Origin of the sequence: Micromonospora echinospora (assembly GCF_014203425.1) — a bacterium.
GTDB lineage: Bacteria > Actinomycetota > Actinomycetes > Mycobacteriales > Micromonosporaceae > Micromonospora > Micromonospora echinospora_A.
On the sequence record NZ_JACHJC010000001.1, the window covers coordinates 2234860 to 2252007 of the forward strand.

A 17148-nucleotide genomic window follows, 5' to 3' on the forward strand; every position below is an offset into this window, starting at 1 on the left:
AACGATCGGCATGGCCGAGACCGAGAGCGCACCCGGAGCGCAGGAGTTCATCCCGCCGTCGGCGGACACCATCGACGAGCTGCGCGCCGCCGCGACCGGGTGCCAGGGCTGCGAGCTGTACCGGGACGCCACCCAGACCGTCTTCGGCCGCGGTGACGAGCACGCCCGCGTGGTCTTCGTCGGCGAGCAGCCGGGCGACATCGAGGACCAGAAAGGGCTGCCGTTCGTCGGCCCGGCCGGACGGCTGCTGCGCAAGGCCGTCGACGACGCCGCGCTCGACCCCGCCCAGATCTACCTGACCAACGCCGTGAAGCACTTCCGCTTCGAGCTGCGCGGCAAGCGGCGCATCCACCAGACCCCCGACCGGGTGCACGTCACCGCCTGCCGGCCCTGGCTGGTCGCCGAGTTCGCCCGGCTGCGCCCGGAGATCGTGGTGGTGCTCGGCGCCACCGCCGCCAAGGCGCTGCTCGGCCCGAGCTTCCGGGTGACGAGACAACGCGGTGAGCTGCTGCCCTGGCCGGCCGCCGCGCAGCACCCGGCGGACTTCGAGCGGGTGCCGGTCGACCGGTCCGGCGCGGTCACCGACGCCCCGGCGGCCCGGCTGCTGGCCACCATCCACCCGTCCGCGGTGCTGCGCGCCGACAACCAGGACGTCGCGTACGAGGGCCTCGTCGCCGACCTGAAGGTGGCCGCCGAGGCGCTGCGCTGAGTCAGGAGCGCTGCTGCCAGGTGCACAGGCAGACCCGGTTGCCGTCCGGGTCGGCCAGCACCCAGAAGCTCGGCGCCTCCGCGTCGCTGACCAGCGTGCCGCCGGCCGCCAGCGCCGCCGCGATGCGCGCGTCCACCTCGGCCGGATCCACCCACACGTCCGGGTGCCACCGCTGCCGTGGCTCCTCCCGGCCGGAGCGCTGGAACCAGACGGCCGGCAGCACGCCGTCCGGATCGCGTACCTCGTCGGCGTCCGGGCCCGGGCCGGGCGGCGCGCCCCACGCCAGGACCGCGCGCCAGAACGGCAGCACCGCCGCGTGCTCGGGGGTGTCCAGCGCGAGTTCCAGCCGGGCCAGCCCGGCTGCCGACAGGGTCAGCCCGGAGTCGGCGGCCAGCCCCGAGACGAACCGGGCCAGCCGCAGGTCACGCTGGGTCACCCCGCCCACGTCGTGCGACCACAGCCGCACGTCCACGTGGGTGTAGCGCAGGTCCAGATCGGGATGATGGTCGACCCGCTCGGCCTCCGCGCCCACCGCGGCCACCAGCGCCAGCCCGGCCGCGAAATCGGGGGTACGGATGCGCGTCTGCAACGCCCCCAGCAGGTACGTCCACCCGTCCAGCCCGGCCTCGGCGACCTGTTTCCCCGTGAGTGTGCTCATCCGGCCATCCTGACGTGCGTCACGGCCGTCCGCCACCGTCCACACGGCGATCACGGATCGACACGCGGGGATACGATCCGGGCATGGCCGACTCCCGACCTCGTGTGTCACTGCTCCGGTTCGGCGCACCCGGCCCGTACGTGGTCTCCATGCTGATCGCCGGCCTCCTCTGGCTGCCCATCCGGCTCTGGGAGCGGGACGGCTCCGTTCAGGCCGCGGTGGTCCAAGCCGGCCTGAACGCGGTGATCTGGGGGTTCGCGTTCTTCTTCACACTGAGCTGGTTCGCGAAGCCGCGCCCCGCCGAGGCGGACCGGGTCGCCGCCTGGGCTGTCGTCGAGACCGCGCTGCGCCGGGGCGAGCCGCCGGCCGACGAGGCGGGGCGCGCGGCGGTGGCGGACAACCTTCCCGCGGTACGCCGGGGAGCGCTGTTCGGGGTGGCCGGTGGCGTCCTGCTGCTCGGCGCGCTGATCGTGCTCGCGCTCGACGCCGGGTCGGAGGTCGCCGCCGTCGGGTTCGGCATCGTGCTGGTCGCGGTGCTGGCCGACGCCGTACGCACCGCCCGCCGGGAGCGGCGGCTGCGAGCGGCGCTCGCCTCTGTCCAGGGCGGGTGAGCGGTGCCAGACTGGCCGCCATGGAGCAGCATCTCTACGAGCCCGTCCACGACGAGTTCCGCGACCTGTGCCGCCGTTTCCTGACCCGGGAGGCGGTGCCGCACCACGAGCGCTGGGAGGCCGACGGGATCGTCGACCGGCAGGTGTGGCGGGCCGCCGGCGCGGCCGGGCTGCTCGGCCCCGACGTCGATCCCGAGTACGGCGGCGGCGGGCAGCGCGACTTCCGGTTCAACGCGGTGCTCGACGAGGAGATCGTCGCGGCCGGGTGCTCGGGCCTCGGGTTCGGGCTGCACAACGACGTGGTGGCGCCGTACCTGACCGAGCTGACCACCGAAGACCAGCGCAAGCGGTGGTTGCCGGGCTTCTGCTCCGGCGACCTGGTCACCGCGATCGCGATGAGCGAGCCGGGCGCGGGCAGCGACCTGGCCGGCATCCGCACCAGCGCGGTGCGCGACGGCGACAGCCTGGTCCTCAACGGGCAGAAGACGTTCATCACAAACGGTGAGATGGCCGACCTGGTGGTCGTGGTGGTCAAGACCGCGCCCGAGCAGGGCGCGCACGGGGTGAGCCTGGTCGTGGTGGAGAGCGGCACGCCGGGCTTCAGCCGGGGCCGCCGGCTGGCCAAGGTCGGGTTGAAGGCCAACGACACCGCCGAGCTGTTCTTCGACGACTGCCGGGTGCCGGCGGAGAACCTGATCGGCACCGAGAACCACGGCTTCTACCACCTGATGGCCAACCTGCCCCGGGAGCGGCTGAGCATCGCCGTCGCAGCGGTGGCGGCCTGCGAGAAGCTGCTCGCGCTCACCATCGAGTACGCCCGCTCCCGCGAGGCGTTCGGGCGGCCGATCGGCCGGTTCCAGCACAACCGGTTCCTGCTGGCCGAGCTGGACACCGAGGTCACCATCGCGCGGACGTTCGTCAACCACTGCGTCGGCGAGTTCAACGCGGGCCGCCTGTCGGTGACCGACGCGGCGAAGGCAAAGTGGTGGACCACCGAGTTGCAGACCAAGGTGGCCGACCGGTGTGTGCAGCTGCACGGCGGCTACGGCTTCATGGCGGAGTACCCGGTGGCGAAGGCGTGGCTGGACAGCCGGGTGCAGACCATCTACGGCGGCACCACCGAGATCATGAAGGAGATCATCGGCCGGGGCCTCGGCCTGTAGCGAAACCGGGTGCCGGCTCCAGGGCCGGGTGCGGGAGGATGGGGCACCCGTCCCACCAGGAGCGCGCATGGCCACCGACCTGACCGCGCCGGCCCCGCCCCGGCCCGACGTCGCCGGCATCCAGCGGCGTACCGTCCGGCTGCTGTTCCTCACCCAGATCATCGGCGGCATCGGCGTCACCATCGGCATCTCGGTCGGCGCGCTGCTCGCCGCCCGGGTCGCCGGCACCGCCCTGGCCGGGCTGGCGCAGAGCGCCGGTGTGGTCGGCGCCGCGCTGCTCGCCATCCCCGTCACCCGGCTCATGACCGCCCGTGGCCGGCGACCGGGGCTGGTCCTCGCGTACGCGGTCGGCGCGGTCGGGGGCGTGCTGGTGGTGGTCGCCACCGTGACGCGCCTGGTGCCGCTGCTCTTCGTCGGCATGCTGCTGTTCGGCGGCGGCACGGCGGCCAACCTCCAGGCGCGCTACACGGCCGTGGACCTGGCCGAACCGCAGCGCCGGGGGCGGCAGCTCTCGCTGGTCGTCTGGGCCACCACCATCGGCGCGGTGGCCGCGCCGAACTTCGCCGCGCTCGCCGACGAGACCACCCGGGGCTGGGGCCTGCCGGCGCTGGCCGGCCCGTTCGCGTTCAGCGCCGTCGCGTTCACGCTGACCGCCGCCGTACTGCTGGTCCTGCTGCGGCCGGACCCGCTGCTCACCGCGCGCCGGCTGGCGGCGGCCGAGCCGGTGCCGGGCGCCGCGCCGGCGGTCACCCGCCGCGGTGGCATGGTCGCCGCGTGGCGCACGGTACGCGGGCGGCCGGCCGCCCGCCTCGGCATCGCCGCGGTGGCGGTGGGGCACCTGGTGATGGTCGCTGTCATGTCGATGACCCCGGTGCACCTCGGCGAGTGGCACTCCGACGAGGACGTGCTGCCCGTGGTCGGCCTGGTGCTCAGCCTGCACATCGCCGGCATGTACGCGCTGTCGCCGGTGGTGGGGTGGCTCACCGACCGGGTCGGCCGGCGGCCGGTGATCCTCGGCGGGGTGGCGCTGCTGCTGGCCGCGTGCGCGGTCTCCGGCACCGCCGGGCACCACACGGCGCTGCTGTCGGTGGGGCTGACGCTGCTCGGGCTGGGCTGGTCGGGCACGATGGTGGCGGGCTCGACGTTGCTCTCGGAGTCGGTGCCCACCGCCGAGCGGCCCGGCGTGCAGGGCCTGTCCGACCTGCTCATGGGGCTGGCCGGGGCGGGCGCCGCGGCGGCGAGCGGGTTCGTCATGCGGGCCGTGGGGTACCCGACGCTCACCCTGCTGGCGGCGATCGCCGTGGTGCCGCTGGTGGCGCTGGCGCTGCGCCGTCCCGGCGCGGACCCACTCGACAAGGAGGACTGAACACGTGCGGCTGACCGACTTCTGGACGCGGCTGGAGGAGGCGTTCGGGCCCGGCTACGCGGCCAGCATCGCCAGGGACCAGGTGCTGTCCCAGCTCGATGGGCGGACCATCGAGCAGGCGCTCGCGGCCGGTGAGCGAACGCACGTGGTGTGGCGCGCCGTGGTCGCCGCGTATCCCGACCGGGTGCCCGCCCGACTACGCTGAGCAGCCTTTTCGTCGATCCCGCGTGTCGCTTGCCCAGTCGTACACCTGTTCGGCTATTGTCCACAGCGGGGTGCTCGTCCACAGCTCACGGCCCGTCGGCTGGTTTTCTGTCGGACCCAGCGCCTAGCGTGTCCCGCGTGACGCGAAGCTCAGGAAAGACGCCGGCGAAGGCAGGGGTGGCAACGATGGCAGCAGGGCCTGACCGGGAGAAGGCGCTTGACCTTGCTCTCGCTCAGATCGACAAGCAGTTCGGCAAGGGTTCGGTGATGCGCCTGGGGGAGCGGCCCGTCGTGCAGACGGCCGTCATCCCGACCGGCTCCATCGCGCTCGACGTGGCGCTCGGCGTGGGCGGTCTGCCCCGCGGCCGGGTGGTCGAGATCTACGGTCCGGAGTCCAGCGGTAAGACCACCGTGGCGCTGCACGCGGTGGCGAACGCCCAGCGCGCCGGCGGCATCGCCGCGTTCATCGACGCCGAGCACGCGCTCGACCCGGACTACGCGCGGGCCCTCGGCGTCGACACCGACGCCCTGCTGGTCTCCCAGCCGGACACCGGCGAGCAGGCGCTGGAGATCGCGGACATGCTGGTCCGCTCCGGCGCGATCGACATCATCGTGATCGACTCGGTGGCGGCCCTGGTGCCGCGCGCCGAGATCGAGGGCGAGATGGGTGACAGTCACGTCGGTCTGCAGGCCCGGCTGATGAGCCAGGCGCTGCGGAAGATCACCGGCGTGCTCAACAACACCGGCACCACCGCGATCTTCATCAACCAGCTCCGCGAGAAGATCGGCGTGATGTTCGGCAGCCCGGAGACCACCACCGGTGGCCGCGCGCTGAAGTTCTACGCGTCGGTCCGGCTCGACGTGCGCCGCATCGAGAGCCTCAAGGACGGCACCGACGTGGTCGGTAACCGCACCCGGGTCAAGGTCGTGAAGAACAAGGTCGCCGCGCCGTTCAAGCAGGCCGAGTTCGACATCATGTACGGCAAGGGCATCTCCCGTGAGGGCTCGCTGATCGACGTCGGCGTGGAGCAGGCGATCATCCGCAAGTCCGGCGCCTGGTACACCTACGACGGCGACCAGCTCGGCCAGGGCAAGGAGAAGGCCCGCGAGTTCCTCCGCGAGAACCCGGACGTGGCGGCCGAGATCGAGAAGAAGATCCTGGAGAAGCTCGGCGTCGGCACCGGTGGTACGGGCGACGCCGCCGGTGGCCCGGAGTTGCCGCCGGTCGACTTCTGATCCGCTGACCTGTGGCAGGACGACGCGCCCGTACGGGACGGGGCTGGGATGCCGGCCCTCCCCGTACGGGCGACGCCACCGGTACGCCCCGGCCCCGCCGTGGGCGCCGCGATCGCGCGGCGGAGTCCGATGCAGGGGAGGCTCCGGCTCCGCCGCGCGACGAGGCCGAGCTGGCCCGGGAGATCTGCCTACGGCAGCTCGCGGTACGCCCCCGCACCCGCGCCGAGCTGGCCGGCGCGCTGGCCCGGCGCGGCATCTCCGAGGAGGTCGCCGAGCAGGTCCTCGACCGTTACGACGAGGTGGGCATCGTCGACGACGCCGCCTTCGCCCGTGCCTGGGTGAGCAGCCGGCACAACGGCCGTGGGCTGGCCCGCCGGGCGCTCGCCAACGAGCTGCGCCAGCGCGGCGTCGACGGTGAGGTGGCCGGCGCCGCCCTGGACGGGCTGGACGAGGAGACCGAGGCGGAGACCGCCCGCGCCCTGGTGGAGCGCAAGCTGCGCAGCACCCGGGGTGAGCCGGACGCGGTGTTCCGGCGTCTGGTGGGCATGCTGGCGCGCAAGGGCTATCCGGCCGGGGTGGCGATCCGGGCGGTGAAGGACGCGCTGGCCGCGCAGAGCGCCGAGGCGGCCGAGTTCGCCGAGCACATCGACGCCGACGCGATGGCCGACGCCGAGAACGATCTCGACTCCCGCCGGCTCGACTGACAGACCGGCCGCCCTCGTCGCGGCCGCCGCCCCGAGGAGAGGCGCACACCGGTGCTGAAGGCGTGTCTCAACGGCACACGGCGGCGCGACGAGCATGCTGCCGTGCCACTCACCCCGGCCGAGTTGGCCGCGGACGCGGTCCGCTGCGCGGCCGCCGGGGTGGCGGCTGTGCACGTGCACCCGCGCGACGACACCGGCGCCGAGTCGCTCGACCCGGCGGTGATCGCCGCGGCTGTCACAGCCGTCCGGGCCGCCCGTCCCGGCCTGCCGGTCGGCGTGAGCACCGGCGCCTGGATCGTTCCCGACCCGGCCGAGCGGGTCGCCGCCGTCCGCGCCTGGACGGTGCTGCCCGACTTCGCCTCGGTCAACGCCCACGAACCCGGAGCGGCGGAGGTCGCAGCCGTGCTGCACGAGCGCGGCGTGATGGTCGAGGCCGGCCTCTGGACGCCGGCGGCGGTCGACGCCTGGCGCCGCTGGTCCGCGCCCACCGGGCGGGTCCTCGTCGAGTGCATGGCCGAGCAGGTCGAGACGGCGCTCGCCGACGCGGCGGCGATCCTCGCGGCGCTGCCGGCCGGGTGCCCGCCGGTGCTGCTGCACGGCGAAGGGCCGGTCACCTGGCCGGTGTACGCCGAGGCGGTCCGCCGGGGCCTGCACACCCGGATCGGCCTGGAGGACACGCTGCTGCTGCCCGACGGCACCCCGGCCTCCGACAACGTCGCGCTGGTGACCACCGCCCGCGCCCTCGCCTGACCCCACGCCACCGTTCCGGTGGGATGGGCGGTTTGATCCACTGCAGATCGGGGAGGTGGTGGGGTCACAGGCACAGGGATGCCGCCACCTCGGCGAAGTGGAGTCGATCATGGGGGTCGGGGATGCCGTGCGCGTGCGGTGCGCCCGGTGGAGGGGGCCTGAGCAGGTCGGGAGTGCCGGGAAGTGGCGCCGGGCGGCGAGGTTTGTCCGGGCCTGTCCGGCATCTGATCACCAATGAGTGACGCCGCAACTTCTCTCCGTCCGGGTGGTTTGATCATGACTTTCTTGACCGAACGGCCCCTCGCGACCTAGCCTCGCCATACAGGCTCACTTTGCCCGACCAGCGCAGGCTAAGCGCACAACATAGATCTCGTAACAGAACAGCATCACTTTGGCCAGCTACACCGGCCCTTGACGGGTGCTCCGGAGCCTCCGGAGTGGCCGACAACTGCAACCGGCCGCCAGCGGTGCCCCTCGTGGGACACCGCCGACGGAAAGCTGCCCAGAGCCAGCCGCTCCGGTCGGGCGTACAGAGCCGCAGGCGCGCGTCCTTCGCGCGTGCCCTGCGGCGCCGACGTTCAGGGGGAGGCGGCCATGGCTGGGCGGCACAGGTTCACCGGCGGTCTGCCACACGGTCCGAGTCCCTCCCCGGAGGGCGGCACCGGCCGCCCGGCCGGCGGAGCACGGCGGGACGACGCGTCCGCGTACCACCGGTGCGGAGCGGCTCGATGAGCGCCTTCGACATCGTTCTCCTCATAGTGGTGCTGCTCCTGGTCGTGGTGGTGGTCGGCGCCGTGCTGTTCGGCGTGCGTACCCTCAAGCGGCTCAGCCTGGCGCCCGCGCCGGAGGATCCGGCCTTCATCGCGGAGAAGGACCGGCAGGAGCAGTCCCTCGCGGCGCTGCGTACCGCCGCCAGCGAGGCGAACAGCACCATCGACGTGGCGAAGTCCGCGGCCGCGGCGGCGCGTACCGAGGCGGCTGCCGCCAAGGCCGAGGCGAAGGCCGCCCGGGCCGAGGCGCGGCGGGTGCTCGACGACGCCCGCGCCGAGGCGGACACCGTGCTGGAGCGCGCGCACAAGCAGGCCGAGGCGGACGCCGAGCAGCTGCGCGCCACCGCGCGGCGCAGCGGCGAGCGGGAGGTGGCGGTGCTGGCCGCCACCACCCGGGAGCAGGCGGCCGAGGTGGAGCGGCGCGCCGCCCGGATGGACGAGCGGGAACGGCTGCACACCGAGGAGGTGGAGCGGCTGGCCGAGCGGGAGCGGCAGCTCACCGCCGCCACCGCGGCGCTCGCCGCCCGGGAGGCCGCCCTGGCCGAGCGGGAGCGGACGCTGACCGAGGTGGAGGAGCAGCGTCGCCGCGAGCTGGAGCGCGTCGCCGGGCTGACCGCCGACGCGGCCCGCGTCGAGCTGGTCGAGTCGATCGAGGGGCAGGCCAAGCGGGAGGCCGCGCTGCTGGTCCGGGAGATCGAGGCGGACGCCCGGGGCAGCGCCGAGCAGCGCGCCCGCAACATCGTGGTGGACGCCATCCAGCGGGTCGCCAGCGAGCAGACCGCGGAGAGCGTGGTCAGCGTGCTGCACCTGCCCGGTGACGAGATGAAGGGGCGCATCATCGGCCGGGAGGGGCGCAACATCCGCGCCTTCGAGTCGGTCACCGGCGTCAACCTGATCATCGACGACACCCCCGAGGCGGTGCTGCTGTCCTGCTTCGACCCGGTACGCCGGGAGGTCGGCCGGGTCACGCTGGAGAAGCTGGTACTGGACGGCCGGATCCACCCGCACCGGATCGAGGAGGTCTACGACCTGGCCCGGCAGGAGGTGGAGGAACTGTGCCTCCGGGCCGCCGAGGACGCGCTGGTCGAGGTCGGCATCACCGAGATCCACCCGGAGCTGGTGACGCTGCTGGGCCGGTTGCGCTACCGCACCTCGTACGGGCAGAACGTGCTCAAGCACCTGGTGGAGACCGCGCACATCGCCGGCGTCATGGCCGCGGAGCTGCGGCTGGACGTGCCGACGATCAAGCGGTGCGCGTTCCTGCACGACATCGGCAAGGCGCTCACCCACGAGGTGGAGGGCAGCCACGCGATCATCGGCGCGGACGTGGCCCGCAAGTACGGCGAGAGCGAGGACGTGGTGCACGCCATCGAGGCGCACCACAACGAGGTGCCGCCGCAGACCATCGAGGCGGTGCTGACCCAGGCGTCGGACGCCTGCTCGGGCGGGCGGCCGGGCGCGCGGCGGGAGAGCCTCGAGGCGTACGTGAAGCGGCTGGAGCGGATCGAGGAGATCGCGGCCGGCAAGCTGGGCGTGGAGAAGGTCTTCGCCATGCAGGCGGGCCGGGAGATCCGGGTGATGGTCAAGCCGGACGACGTGGACGACATCGGCGCGGCGGTGCTGGCCCGGGACGTGGCCAAGCAGATCGAGGAGGAGCTGACCTACCCGGGTCAGATCCGGGTGACTGTGGTGCGCGAGTCCCGGGTCACCGAGATCGCCCGCTAGACCGAGGAACACGAAAGGGCTGGCCGTGGACGGCCAGCCCTTTCACATGTGTCGGGTCAGACGGGGCCGCCGGTGCTCTCGGCCTGCGAGGCGAGCGCGGCAGGCGGCAGGGGCTGCGCCGGGGTGCCGGCGGTCTTGCGGCCCTGGGCGAGCCGGCGCTGGACGTACTGGGCCAGCTTCGACAGCGAGTAGTTGATGGCGATGAACAGCACGGCGATCACCACGTACACCTGGATCGGGTTGCCCAGGACGCCGATGATCTGCTTGCCGATGTTGAGCGTCTCCTCGTAGCTGATGATGAAGCCCAGCGAGGTGTCCTTGAGCACCACCACGAGCTGGCTGATCAGCGCCGGCAGCATGATCCGGAAGGCCTGCGGCAGCAGGATCAGCCCGGTGGTCTGGAACGGGGAGAGCCCGATCGCGGAGGCCGCCTCGGCCTGCCCGCCGGGCAGGCCCTCCATGCCCGAGCGCAGGATCTCGGCGATGACCACGGAGTTGTAGATGGTCAGGCCGATGACGAGGTACCAGAGGTTGTCGAACGAGGCGCCGAACTCGGGGAAGCCGCGAGCCACGAAGAAGATGGTGATGACGACCGGGAGGCCGCGGAACACCTCGACGCAGACCCGGGTCACGGCGGCCAGCACCCAGCTCAGCCCGCGCAGCAGGTACGCCACTGGTGCGGCAGCTCCGGTGAAGCGCCGCCGGGTCAGGCTCTTGAGCTGGATCCGCAGGACGGCGAGCAGGGTGCCGACGACGAGCGACGAGACGATGGCCAGCGCGGCGGCGATCAGGGTGTTCTTGAGGCCGAACCCGATCCGGTCCCAGACGAGCGAGAAGTTCTCGTTCGAGGGGTCGACCAGCGGCCCCCACAGCTCCATCGAGAACTGGCCTTTGTCGGCCAGCGGCCGGTAGATGAACAGGTAGGCGCCGACCAGCACCACCACGGCGGCGATCAGGCTGCTGATGAGCGTGACGCGTCGCTGGCGCGGCCCGGGGATGTCGTAGAGGACGCTCTGCTGGCTCATCGGGCCACCGCCTGTCGCTTCTCGATCCGGTCCAGCAGGGCGCCGAGCGGGACCGTCATGATCAGGTATCCGACGGAGATGCCGATCGCCACCGGGATGAAGGGGTAGCCACCGGCGGAGGTGAGCTGGTCCGCGGTCTGCGAGAGGTCACCGACCACGCCGAAGAAGCCGACGAGCGCGGAGTTTTTGATCATCGCGATGATGACCGACCCGAGCGGCACCACCGAGGCCTTCCAGGACTGCGGGAGCACGACGTGCCGCAGGTTCTGGCCGAAGGTGAGGCCCAGCGAACGCGCCGCCTCGGCCTGCCCGGCCGGTACCGCGTTCACGCCGGACCGCAGGGCCTCGCAGACGAACGCGGCGGTGTAGAGGACCAGCGCGATCGTGCCGAACCGGAAGTAGGGCAGGTCGGTGCCGAGCCGGCTGAAGATCGAATCCAGGCCCGGGATGCGCAGGAAGTCGGCGTTGGAGCCCAGCGCCGGCAGGCCGAACGCGGCGAAGAACAGCACCACTGTCAGCGGCAGGTTACGGAAGACGTTCACGTACGTGGTGCCGACCGCGCGCAGCGGTGGCACCGGCGAGATCCGCAGCACCGCCACGACGGCGCCCAGGATCAGGGCGCCGATCGCGGCGAGAACGCAGATCTGGAGGGTGAGCCAGAACCCGCCCGCGAAGACGTCGAACTTGTCGATGAGCACATTCACGGGTCGGTGTCCTCCCCACCCTCCGGATCTAGCGGATCAGTAGCGGTTGACGGCGGGCGGGTCGCCCAGGGTGGCGCCGAACTTGCCGGCGGTGTCGTCCCACGCCTTCTTCCAGCTGCCGTCCTGGAAGGCCTTGTCGAGCGTGTCGTTGATGAAGTTACGGAAGTCGGTGTCCTCCTTCTTGACACCGATGCCGTACGGCTCCTTGGTGAAGTTGTCGCCGGCCATCTTGAAGGACGCCTCGTCCTTGGCGATGTAGCCAAGCAGGATCACGTTGTCGGTGGTGACGGCGTCGACCTGCTTGCCCTTCAGGGCGTCGCGGCACTTGTCGTAGGTGTCGAAGAGCACCAGCTGGGTGCCGACGTCCTTGACGTACTTCTTGATCTCCTCGGCCGGGGTGGAGCCGGTGACCGAGCAGACCTTCTTGGCGCCGTCCTTGAACGAGTCGGGGCCGGTGATGGCCGACTCGTCCTTGCGGACCATGATGTTCTGGCCGGCCTCGTAGTACGGCCCGGCGAAGGCGATGCGCTCCTTGCGCTTGTCGTTGATCGTGTAGGTGGCCGCGACCAGGTCGACGGTGCCGTTCACGATGACGTCCTCGCGGACCTTCGACGGCGTCTCGACGTACTCGATCTTGTCCTCGGGGATGCCGAGTTCCTTCACGATCAGCTTCGCGACCTCGACGTCGAAGCCCTCCGGCTTGCCCGACAGGCCCTTCTGACCGAAGCCCGGCTGGTCGAACTTGGTGCCGACCTTGATCTTCTGGGCCTTGCTCAGCCGCTCCATGGTGCTGCCGGCCGCGAAGTCCTTGCTGCCGGCGCCGGTGCCCTCGTCGTCGCTGTCGCCACCGCAGGCGGACAGGCCGAGCGCCAAGGTCGCCGCCGCGGCAACCGCCGCCACGCGCTTGTAACGCATACTCAATCTCCTTCTTCAACGGAGCCGCCGGGACGACTCCAACTACGGACGCTCAGTGAGTGAGGATCTTGGAGAGGAAGTCCTTGGCCCGCTCGCTGCGCGGGTTCGCGAAGAACTCGGCCGGCGGCGCGTCCTCGACCAGTTGCCCGTCGGCCATGAAGACGACCCGGTTGGCGGCGTGCCGGGCGAAACCCATCTCGTGGGTCACCACGACCATGGTCATGCCCTCGCTCGCCAGGGAGGTCATCACGTCCAGCACCTCGCCGACCATCTCCGGGTCCAGCGCGCTGGTCGGCTCGTCGAAGAGCATCGCCTTGGGCTGCATGGCCAGCGCGCGGGCGATCGCCGCCCGCTGCTGCTGGCCGCCGGAGAGCTGCGCCGGGTACTTGTCCGCCTGGTTGGCGATGCCGACGCGGTCGAGCAGGGCCAGGCCGCGCTCGCGGGCGGCGGCCGGCTTCTCCTTGCGCACCTTGACCGGCCCCAGCGTGACGTTGTCCAGGATCGTCTTGTGGGCGAAGAGGTTGAACGACTGGAAGACCATGCCGACCTCGCTGCGCAGCTTGGCCAGGGGCTTGCCCTCGGCCGGCAGCGGCTGCCCGTCGAACGTGATGGTGCCCTTGTCGATGGGCTCCAGCCGGTTGATCGTGCGGCACAGCGTCGACTTGCCGGAGCCGGACGGGCCGATCACCACGACCACCTCGCCCCGGCCGACGGAGAGGGACACGTCGTCGAGCACGTGCAGCGGCCCGAACCACTTGTTGACCCCGTCGAGCACGATCAGCGGGTCGCCCGTCGTCACGTCGTCCACCGTCCCTGTCGTCCATGCCGGAATTGGGGGTCGAGCGACCCCCGGTTGGGCAACTGTAGGCGGGGTGATGTGGCAGAACGCAACTCAGATGGTCACGGAGCGGTAACACCGGTCACCTGCATACCGGCACGTCCGAATTTTGTCACAGTCCGGGTGGGCCGAGTGGCGCCGAAGGCGCTGGCCAGAGATCATGACGCGATGACCGACGCGATCCGGCTGACCGACTACGCCCGTGGTGGCGGCTGCGCCTGCAAGATCCCTCCGGGTGAGCTGGAGGTGATGGTCGCCGGTCTCGGCTCGACCGGCGGCTCCGCCGACCTGCTGGTCGGGCTGGAGAACGGCGACGACGCCGCGGTGGTCCGGCTGGACGAGCGTACGGGCCTGGTGAGCACCGCCGACTTCTTCACCCCGGTGGTCGACGACGCCTACGACTGGGGCCGCATCGCCGCCGCCAACGCGCTCTCCGACGTGTACGCGATGGGCGGCACGCCGCTCGTCGCGCTGAACCTGCTCTGCTGGCCGCGCGGGGTGCTGCCGCCGGAGATGGCCCGAGAGGTGCTGCGCGGCGGTCTGGACGTGGCCCGGGAGGCGAACTGCCACCTGGCCGGCGGGCACAGCGTGGACGACGACAGCCCGAAGTACGGCCTCGCGGTCACCGGCGTGGTCCGGCCGGACGAGTTGATCACCCTGGACGCCGGGCGGGCCGGCCTGCCGCTGTCGCTGACCAAGCCGCTCGGCGTGGGCGTGCTCAACACCCGGCACAAGCAGACCGGCCAGCGCTTCCCCGAGGCGGTCGAGTCGATGGCCCGGCTCAACCGGGACGCGGCCCTCGCGGCGGTGGCCGCCGGTATCCGCTGCGGCACCGATGTCACCGGCTTCGGCCTGCTCGGGCACGCCTCGAAGCTGGCCCGCGCGAGCCACCTCACGGTGGCGATCGACGCGGCGGCGGTGCCGTATCTGCCGGGCGCGCGGGAGGCGATGCGCGACGGGTACGTCAGCGGCGGCACCCGGCGCAACCTGGACTGGGTCAACCCGTGGACCGACTTCGGCAGCGCGGACGAGGGGGAACGGCTGCTGCTGGCGGACGCGCAGACCTCGGGCGGGCTGCTGGTCGCCGGCGAGGTGCCGGGCGGGATTGTCATCGGTGAGTTGTTGCCGGCCTCGGACCATCTGATCCGGGTCCGCTGAGTCCTCGACTCACGGCGCGGCCGGGCGGTCGCCGCGGCACCGTACCCGATAAACTGTCATCTTCCAGCTACTCTGGGCAACGTCGCCCGAGGGAATTTTGCCCGGAATGGTCACAGACCGGTAACTTGCGCCCGGCTGAGGGCAAATGCCCTCCACCATCGTCAGTAAGGCCCGATCCGGAGGCCGGTGGAACGAGCGCAGCGAGGAGGCGGCATGACCGAGCTGTGGAACTGGAGAATCGACGGCGGCGAGCCGGTGGAGGTCTACCCGGCACTGGCCGAGGCGCTCGGCCGGGTGGTGATGCCCCTGGCGGTGGCCGACCCGGCCCGGCTCCCCGCGTACGCGGTGGTCTGCGACGTGTGGGAGGCGCCCGGGCTGTACCGCACCGTCGTCGACTGTTACGGCGTGCCCGAGAACCTGGCCGAGCTGCCCGCCATCGCGGCGCTGGCCCGGCTGCTGGGTCGCAACTGCCTGCTGCGCGACGACACGCTCGACGCCGGCCGGCACCTGCTGGTCGCCCCGGACGGCACGATCCGCCCGGTGCACTTCGACGTGGCCGACACCGACGACGGCGAGGTGCTCAGCCACCACCGGCTCTGCACGCAGGCCGACCCGCGCTGCCGGGGCTGGTCGCAGTGCCACCGCTCCCGCTGGGCCCCCGACACGGTCGCCCCGGCGCTCGCCGCCGCCTGACCGCGAGCGCGCGCTAAGGCGGGCGCGACGGGCACGCGCCACCGCGCGACGGGCACCGGCGCTCGCCCCGGCGTCGGAGCGGCGTCGGAGCGGTGGCGGCGCCGGGAGCGTGTGCTCGGCGCCGAGGGCGTCCGGCCGGTCAGCCCCGGGCTGCCGGCTGCTGGCCCCGCACCACGAGCTGGTCGAGCAACGTCGCGGTGGCGGCGGCCACGGCGTCCACCGCGGCGTCGAACGCGGCGGCGTTGTGCGCGGCCGGGGTACGGAATCCGGAGATCTTCCGGACGTACTGCAACGCGGCGGCGCGGATGTCCTCCTCGGTGACCACCGGGACGTACGGCTCACGCAGGGTCTTGATGCTCCGGCACATGGCTCCTCCTCGTTCGGTCCGACCAGCTCCACCCGGATACGCTGTCCGGGTCATGACTACCGCAGCCGCGGGCAGCCCGCGCACCTACCAGGTGCGTACGTACGGCTGCCAGATGAACGTGCACGACTCCGAGCGCATCTCCGGCCTCCTCGAGGATGCCGGTTACGTGCGCGCCGCCGAGGCCGACGATCAGCCCGACGTGGTGGTGTTCAACACCTGCGCGGTCCGGGAGAACGCCGACAACCGGCTCTACGGCAACCTGGGTCATCTGCGCCCCGTGAAGGCGAAGCACCCCGGGATGCAGATCGCCGTCGGCGGCTGCCTGGCCCAGAAGGACCGCGGCGACATCGTCCGCAAGGCGCCCTGGGTGGACGTCGTCTTCGGCACGCACAACATCGGCGCGCTGCCCGCGCTGCTGGACCGGGCGCGGCACAACGCCGCGGCCGAGGTGGAGATCCTGGAGTCGCTGGAGGTGTTCCCCTCCACGCTGCCGACCCGGCGCGAGTCGACGTACGCCGGATGGGTCTCGATCTCCGTCGGCTGCAACAACACCTGCACGTTCTGCATCGTGCCCTCCCTGCGCGGCAAGGAGAAGGACCGCCGCCCCGGCGACGTCCTCGCCGAGGTCCGCGCGCTCGCCGACGCCGGCGTGCTGGAGGTGACGCTGCTCGGGCAGAACGTCAACTCGTACGGCGTCGAGTTCGGCGACCGGTACGCGTTCGGCAAGCTGCTGCGCGCCTGCGGCGACATCGACGGGCTGGAGCGGGTGCGGTTCACCAGCCCGCACCCGAAGGACTTCACCGACGACGTGATCGCCGCGATGGCGGAGACGCCGAACGTCTGCCACTCGCTGCACATGCCGTTGCAGTCCGGCTCGGACGACGTGCTGCGGGCGATGCGCCGCTCGTACCGGTCGGAGCGTTACCTGGGGATCATCTCCAAGGTCCGGGCGGCGATGCCGGACGCGGCGATCACCACCGACATCATCGTCGGATTCCCCGGCGAGACCGAGGCCGACTTCGCCCGCACGCTCGACGTGGTCCGGGAGGCGCGGTTCTCGTCGGCGTTCACGTTCCAGTACTCCAAGCGCCCCGGCACCCCGGCCGCCACGATGGACGGCCAGTTGCCCAAGCAGGTCGTGCAGGAGCGCTACGAGCGGCTGATCGCCTGCGTCGAGGAGATCACCTGGGCGGAGAACAAGAAGCTGGTCGGGGAGACCGTCGAGGTGCTCGTGGCAGTCGGCGAGGGCCGCAAGGACGAGCGCACCGGCCGGATGTCCGGCCGGGCCCGCGACGGCCGCCTCGTGCACTTCGCCACCGGCGAGCTGGCCGGGCAGATCCGCCCCGGCGACATCGTGCACACCGTTGTCACGTACGCCGCCCCGCACCACCTCAACGCCGACGGCGCGCCGCTGGCGCACCGGCGTACCCGGGCCGGTGACGCGGCCGAGGCGGGACAGGTCCCGCGTACCCCCGGGGTGCTGCTCGGACTGCCGACGATCGGCGCGCCGGCCCCGTCACCGGCCCCCACCGGCGGCTGCGCCGCCCACTGA

17 protein-coding genes and 1 pseudogene are annotated in these 17148 nt (G+C 72.1%); 12 read left to right on the forward strand and 6 right to left on the reverse strand.

From position 1 onward, the window contains the following. Positions 1-10 precede the first annotated feature (10 nt). Positions 11-709 carry a UdgX family uracil-DNA binding protein gene (locus tag FHU28_RS10635; protein WP_184683297.1) on the forward strand — a complete coding sequence of 233 codons (699 nt, stop codon included), beginning with the start codon at positions 11-13 and terminating at the stop codon, positions 707-709. A gap of 1 nt (position 710) precedes the next feature. Here FHU28_RS10635 and FHU28_RS10640 read toward each other — a convergent pair whose 3' ends face one another. Continuing rightward, positions 711-1367 (reverse strand): 4a-hydroxytetrahydrobiopterin dehydratase, encoded by a 657-nt coding sequence (locus tag FHU28_RS10640; RefSeq protein WP_184683300.1) that lies wholly within the window; start codon positions 1365-1367, stop codon positions 711-713. Between the two features lie 83 nt (positions 1368-1450). Here FHU28_RS10640 and FHU28_RS10645 point away from each other — a divergent pair, with 83 nt between their 5' ends. From FHU28_RS10645 to rny, 8 genes and pseudogenes are all read left to right on the forward strand, one after another. Then, on the forward strand, positions 1451-1978 hold the full coding sequence (locus tag FHU28_RS10645) for a hypothetical protein (RefSeq protein ID WP_184683302.1): 528 nt from the start codon (positions 1451-1453) through the stop codon (positions 1976-1978). 20 nt (positions 1979-1998) lie between these two features. Beyond that, complete coding sequence (locus tag FHU28_RS10650; RefSeq protein ID WP_184683303.1) at positions 1999-3141, forward strand: acyl-CoA dehydrogenase family protein; 1143 nt, start codon at positions 1999-2001, stop codon at positions 3139-3141. Positions 3142-3208: 67 nt separating this feature from the next. Next, a pseudogene (locus tag FHU28_RS10655) lies at positions 3209-4521 on the forward strand (MFS transporter). Further along, positions 4512-4712, forward strand: a complete 201-nt coding sequence (locus FHU28_RS10660; RefSeq protein ID WP_184683307.1) for a DUF3046 domain-containing protein — start codon at positions 4512-4514, stop codon at positions 4710-4712. The pseudogene FHU28_RS10655 and the gene FHU28_RS10660 overlap by 10 nt, the downstream one beginning before the upstream one ends. Positions 4713-4897: 185 nt before the next feature. After that, positions 4898-5947 carry a recombinase RecA gene (gene recA / locus FHU28_RS10665; RefSeq protein ID WP_184683309.1) on the forward strand — a complete coding sequence of 350 codons (1050 nt, stop codon included), beginning with the start codon at positions 4898-4900 and terminating at the stop codon, positions 5945-5947. Positions 5948-5958: 11 nt separating this feature from the next. Further along, complete coding sequence (locus FHU28_RS10670) at positions 5959-6651, forward strand: regulatory protein RecX (RefSeq protein WP_184683311.1); 693 nt, start codon at positions 5959-5961, stop codon at positions 6649-6651. Between the two features lie 51 nt (positions 6652-6702). Beyond that, the gene (locus FHU28_RS10675; RefSeq protein WP_184683320.1) at positions 6703-7401 is read left to right on the forward strand and encodes a 3-keto-5-aminohexanoate cleavage protein; all 699 of its coding nucleotides are present in this window, start codon (positions 6703-6705) and stop codon (positions 7399-7401) included. Positions 7402-8129: 728 nt separating this feature from the next. Continuing rightward, positions 8130-9896, forward strand: a complete 1767-nt coding sequence (rny, locus tag FHU28_RS10680) for a ribonuclease Y (protein WP_184683322.1) — start codon at positions 8130-8132, stop codon at positions 9894-9896. A 56-nt stretch (positions 9897-9952) separates the two neighbouring features. Here the strand turns inward: rny and FHU28_RS10685 are convergent, their stop codons facing one another. The 4 genes from FHU28_RS10685 to FHU28_RS10700 are packed head-to-tail and all read right to left on the reverse strand — an operon-like array spanning position 9953 to position 13348. Further along, complete coding sequence (locus FHU28_RS10685; protein ID WP_184683324.1) at positions 9953-10921, reverse strand: amino acid ABC transporter permease; 969 nt, start codon at positions 10919-10921, stop codon at positions 9953-9955. After that, positions 10918-11625 carry an amino acid ABC transporter permease gene (locus tag FHU28_RS10690; protein WP_184683326.1) on the reverse strand — a complete coding sequence of 236 codons (708 nt, stop codon included), beginning with the start codon at positions 11623-11625 and terminating at the stop codon, positions 10918-10920. Before FHU28_RS10690 ends, FHU28_RS10685 begins: the two co-directional genes overlap by 4 nt. A gap of 36 nt (positions 11626-11661) precedes the next feature. Further along, on the reverse strand, positions 11662-12540 hold the full coding sequence (locus tag FHU28_RS10695) for a glutamate ABC transporter substrate-binding protein (RefSeq protein ID WP_184683328.1): 879 nt from the start codon (positions 12538-12540) through the stop codon (positions 11662-11664). 52 nt (positions 12541-12592) lie between these two features. After that, positions 12593-13348, reverse strand: a complete 756-nt coding sequence (locus FHU28_RS10700; protein WP_073830220.1) for an amino acid ABC transporter ATP-binding protein — start codon at positions 13346-13348, stop codon at positions 12593-12595. 198 nt (positions 13349-13546) lie between these two features. Here FHU28_RS10700 and selD point away from each other — a divergent pair, with 198 nt between their 5' ends. After that, positions 13547-14536 carry a selenide, water dikinase SelD gene (gene selD, locus FHU28_RS10705; RefSeq protein WP_184683330.1) on the forward strand — a complete coding sequence of 330 codons (990 nt, stop codon included), beginning with the start codon at positions 13547-13549 and terminating at the stop codon, positions 14534-14536. Positions 14537-14749: 213 nt separating this feature from the next. Further along, positions 14750-15229, forward strand: coding sequence for a hypothetical protein (locus tag FHU28_RS10710; RefSeq protein ID WP_073830218.1), 480 nt, complete (start codon positions 14750-14752; stop codon positions 15227-15229). 139 nt (positions 15230-15368) lie between these two features. Here FHU28_RS10710 and FHU28_RS10715 read toward each other — a convergent pair whose 3' ends face one another. After that, positions 15369-15596 carry a DUF2277 family protein gene (locus FHU28_RS10715; RefSeq protein ID WP_013284740.1) on the reverse strand — a complete coding sequence of 76 codons (228 nt, stop codon included), beginning with the start codon at positions 15594-15596 and terminating at the stop codon, positions 15369-15371. A 52-nt stretch (positions 15597-15648) separates the two neighbouring features. Between FHU28_RS10715 and miaB the strand changes: the two genes are divergently transcribed. Further along, a complete protein-coding gene (miaB, locus tag FHU28_RS10720) occupies positions 15649-17148 on the forward strand; it encodes a tRNA (N6-isopentenyl adenosine(37)-C2)-methylthiotransferase MiaB (protein ID WP_073830217.1) in 1500 nt (499 codons plus the stop codon).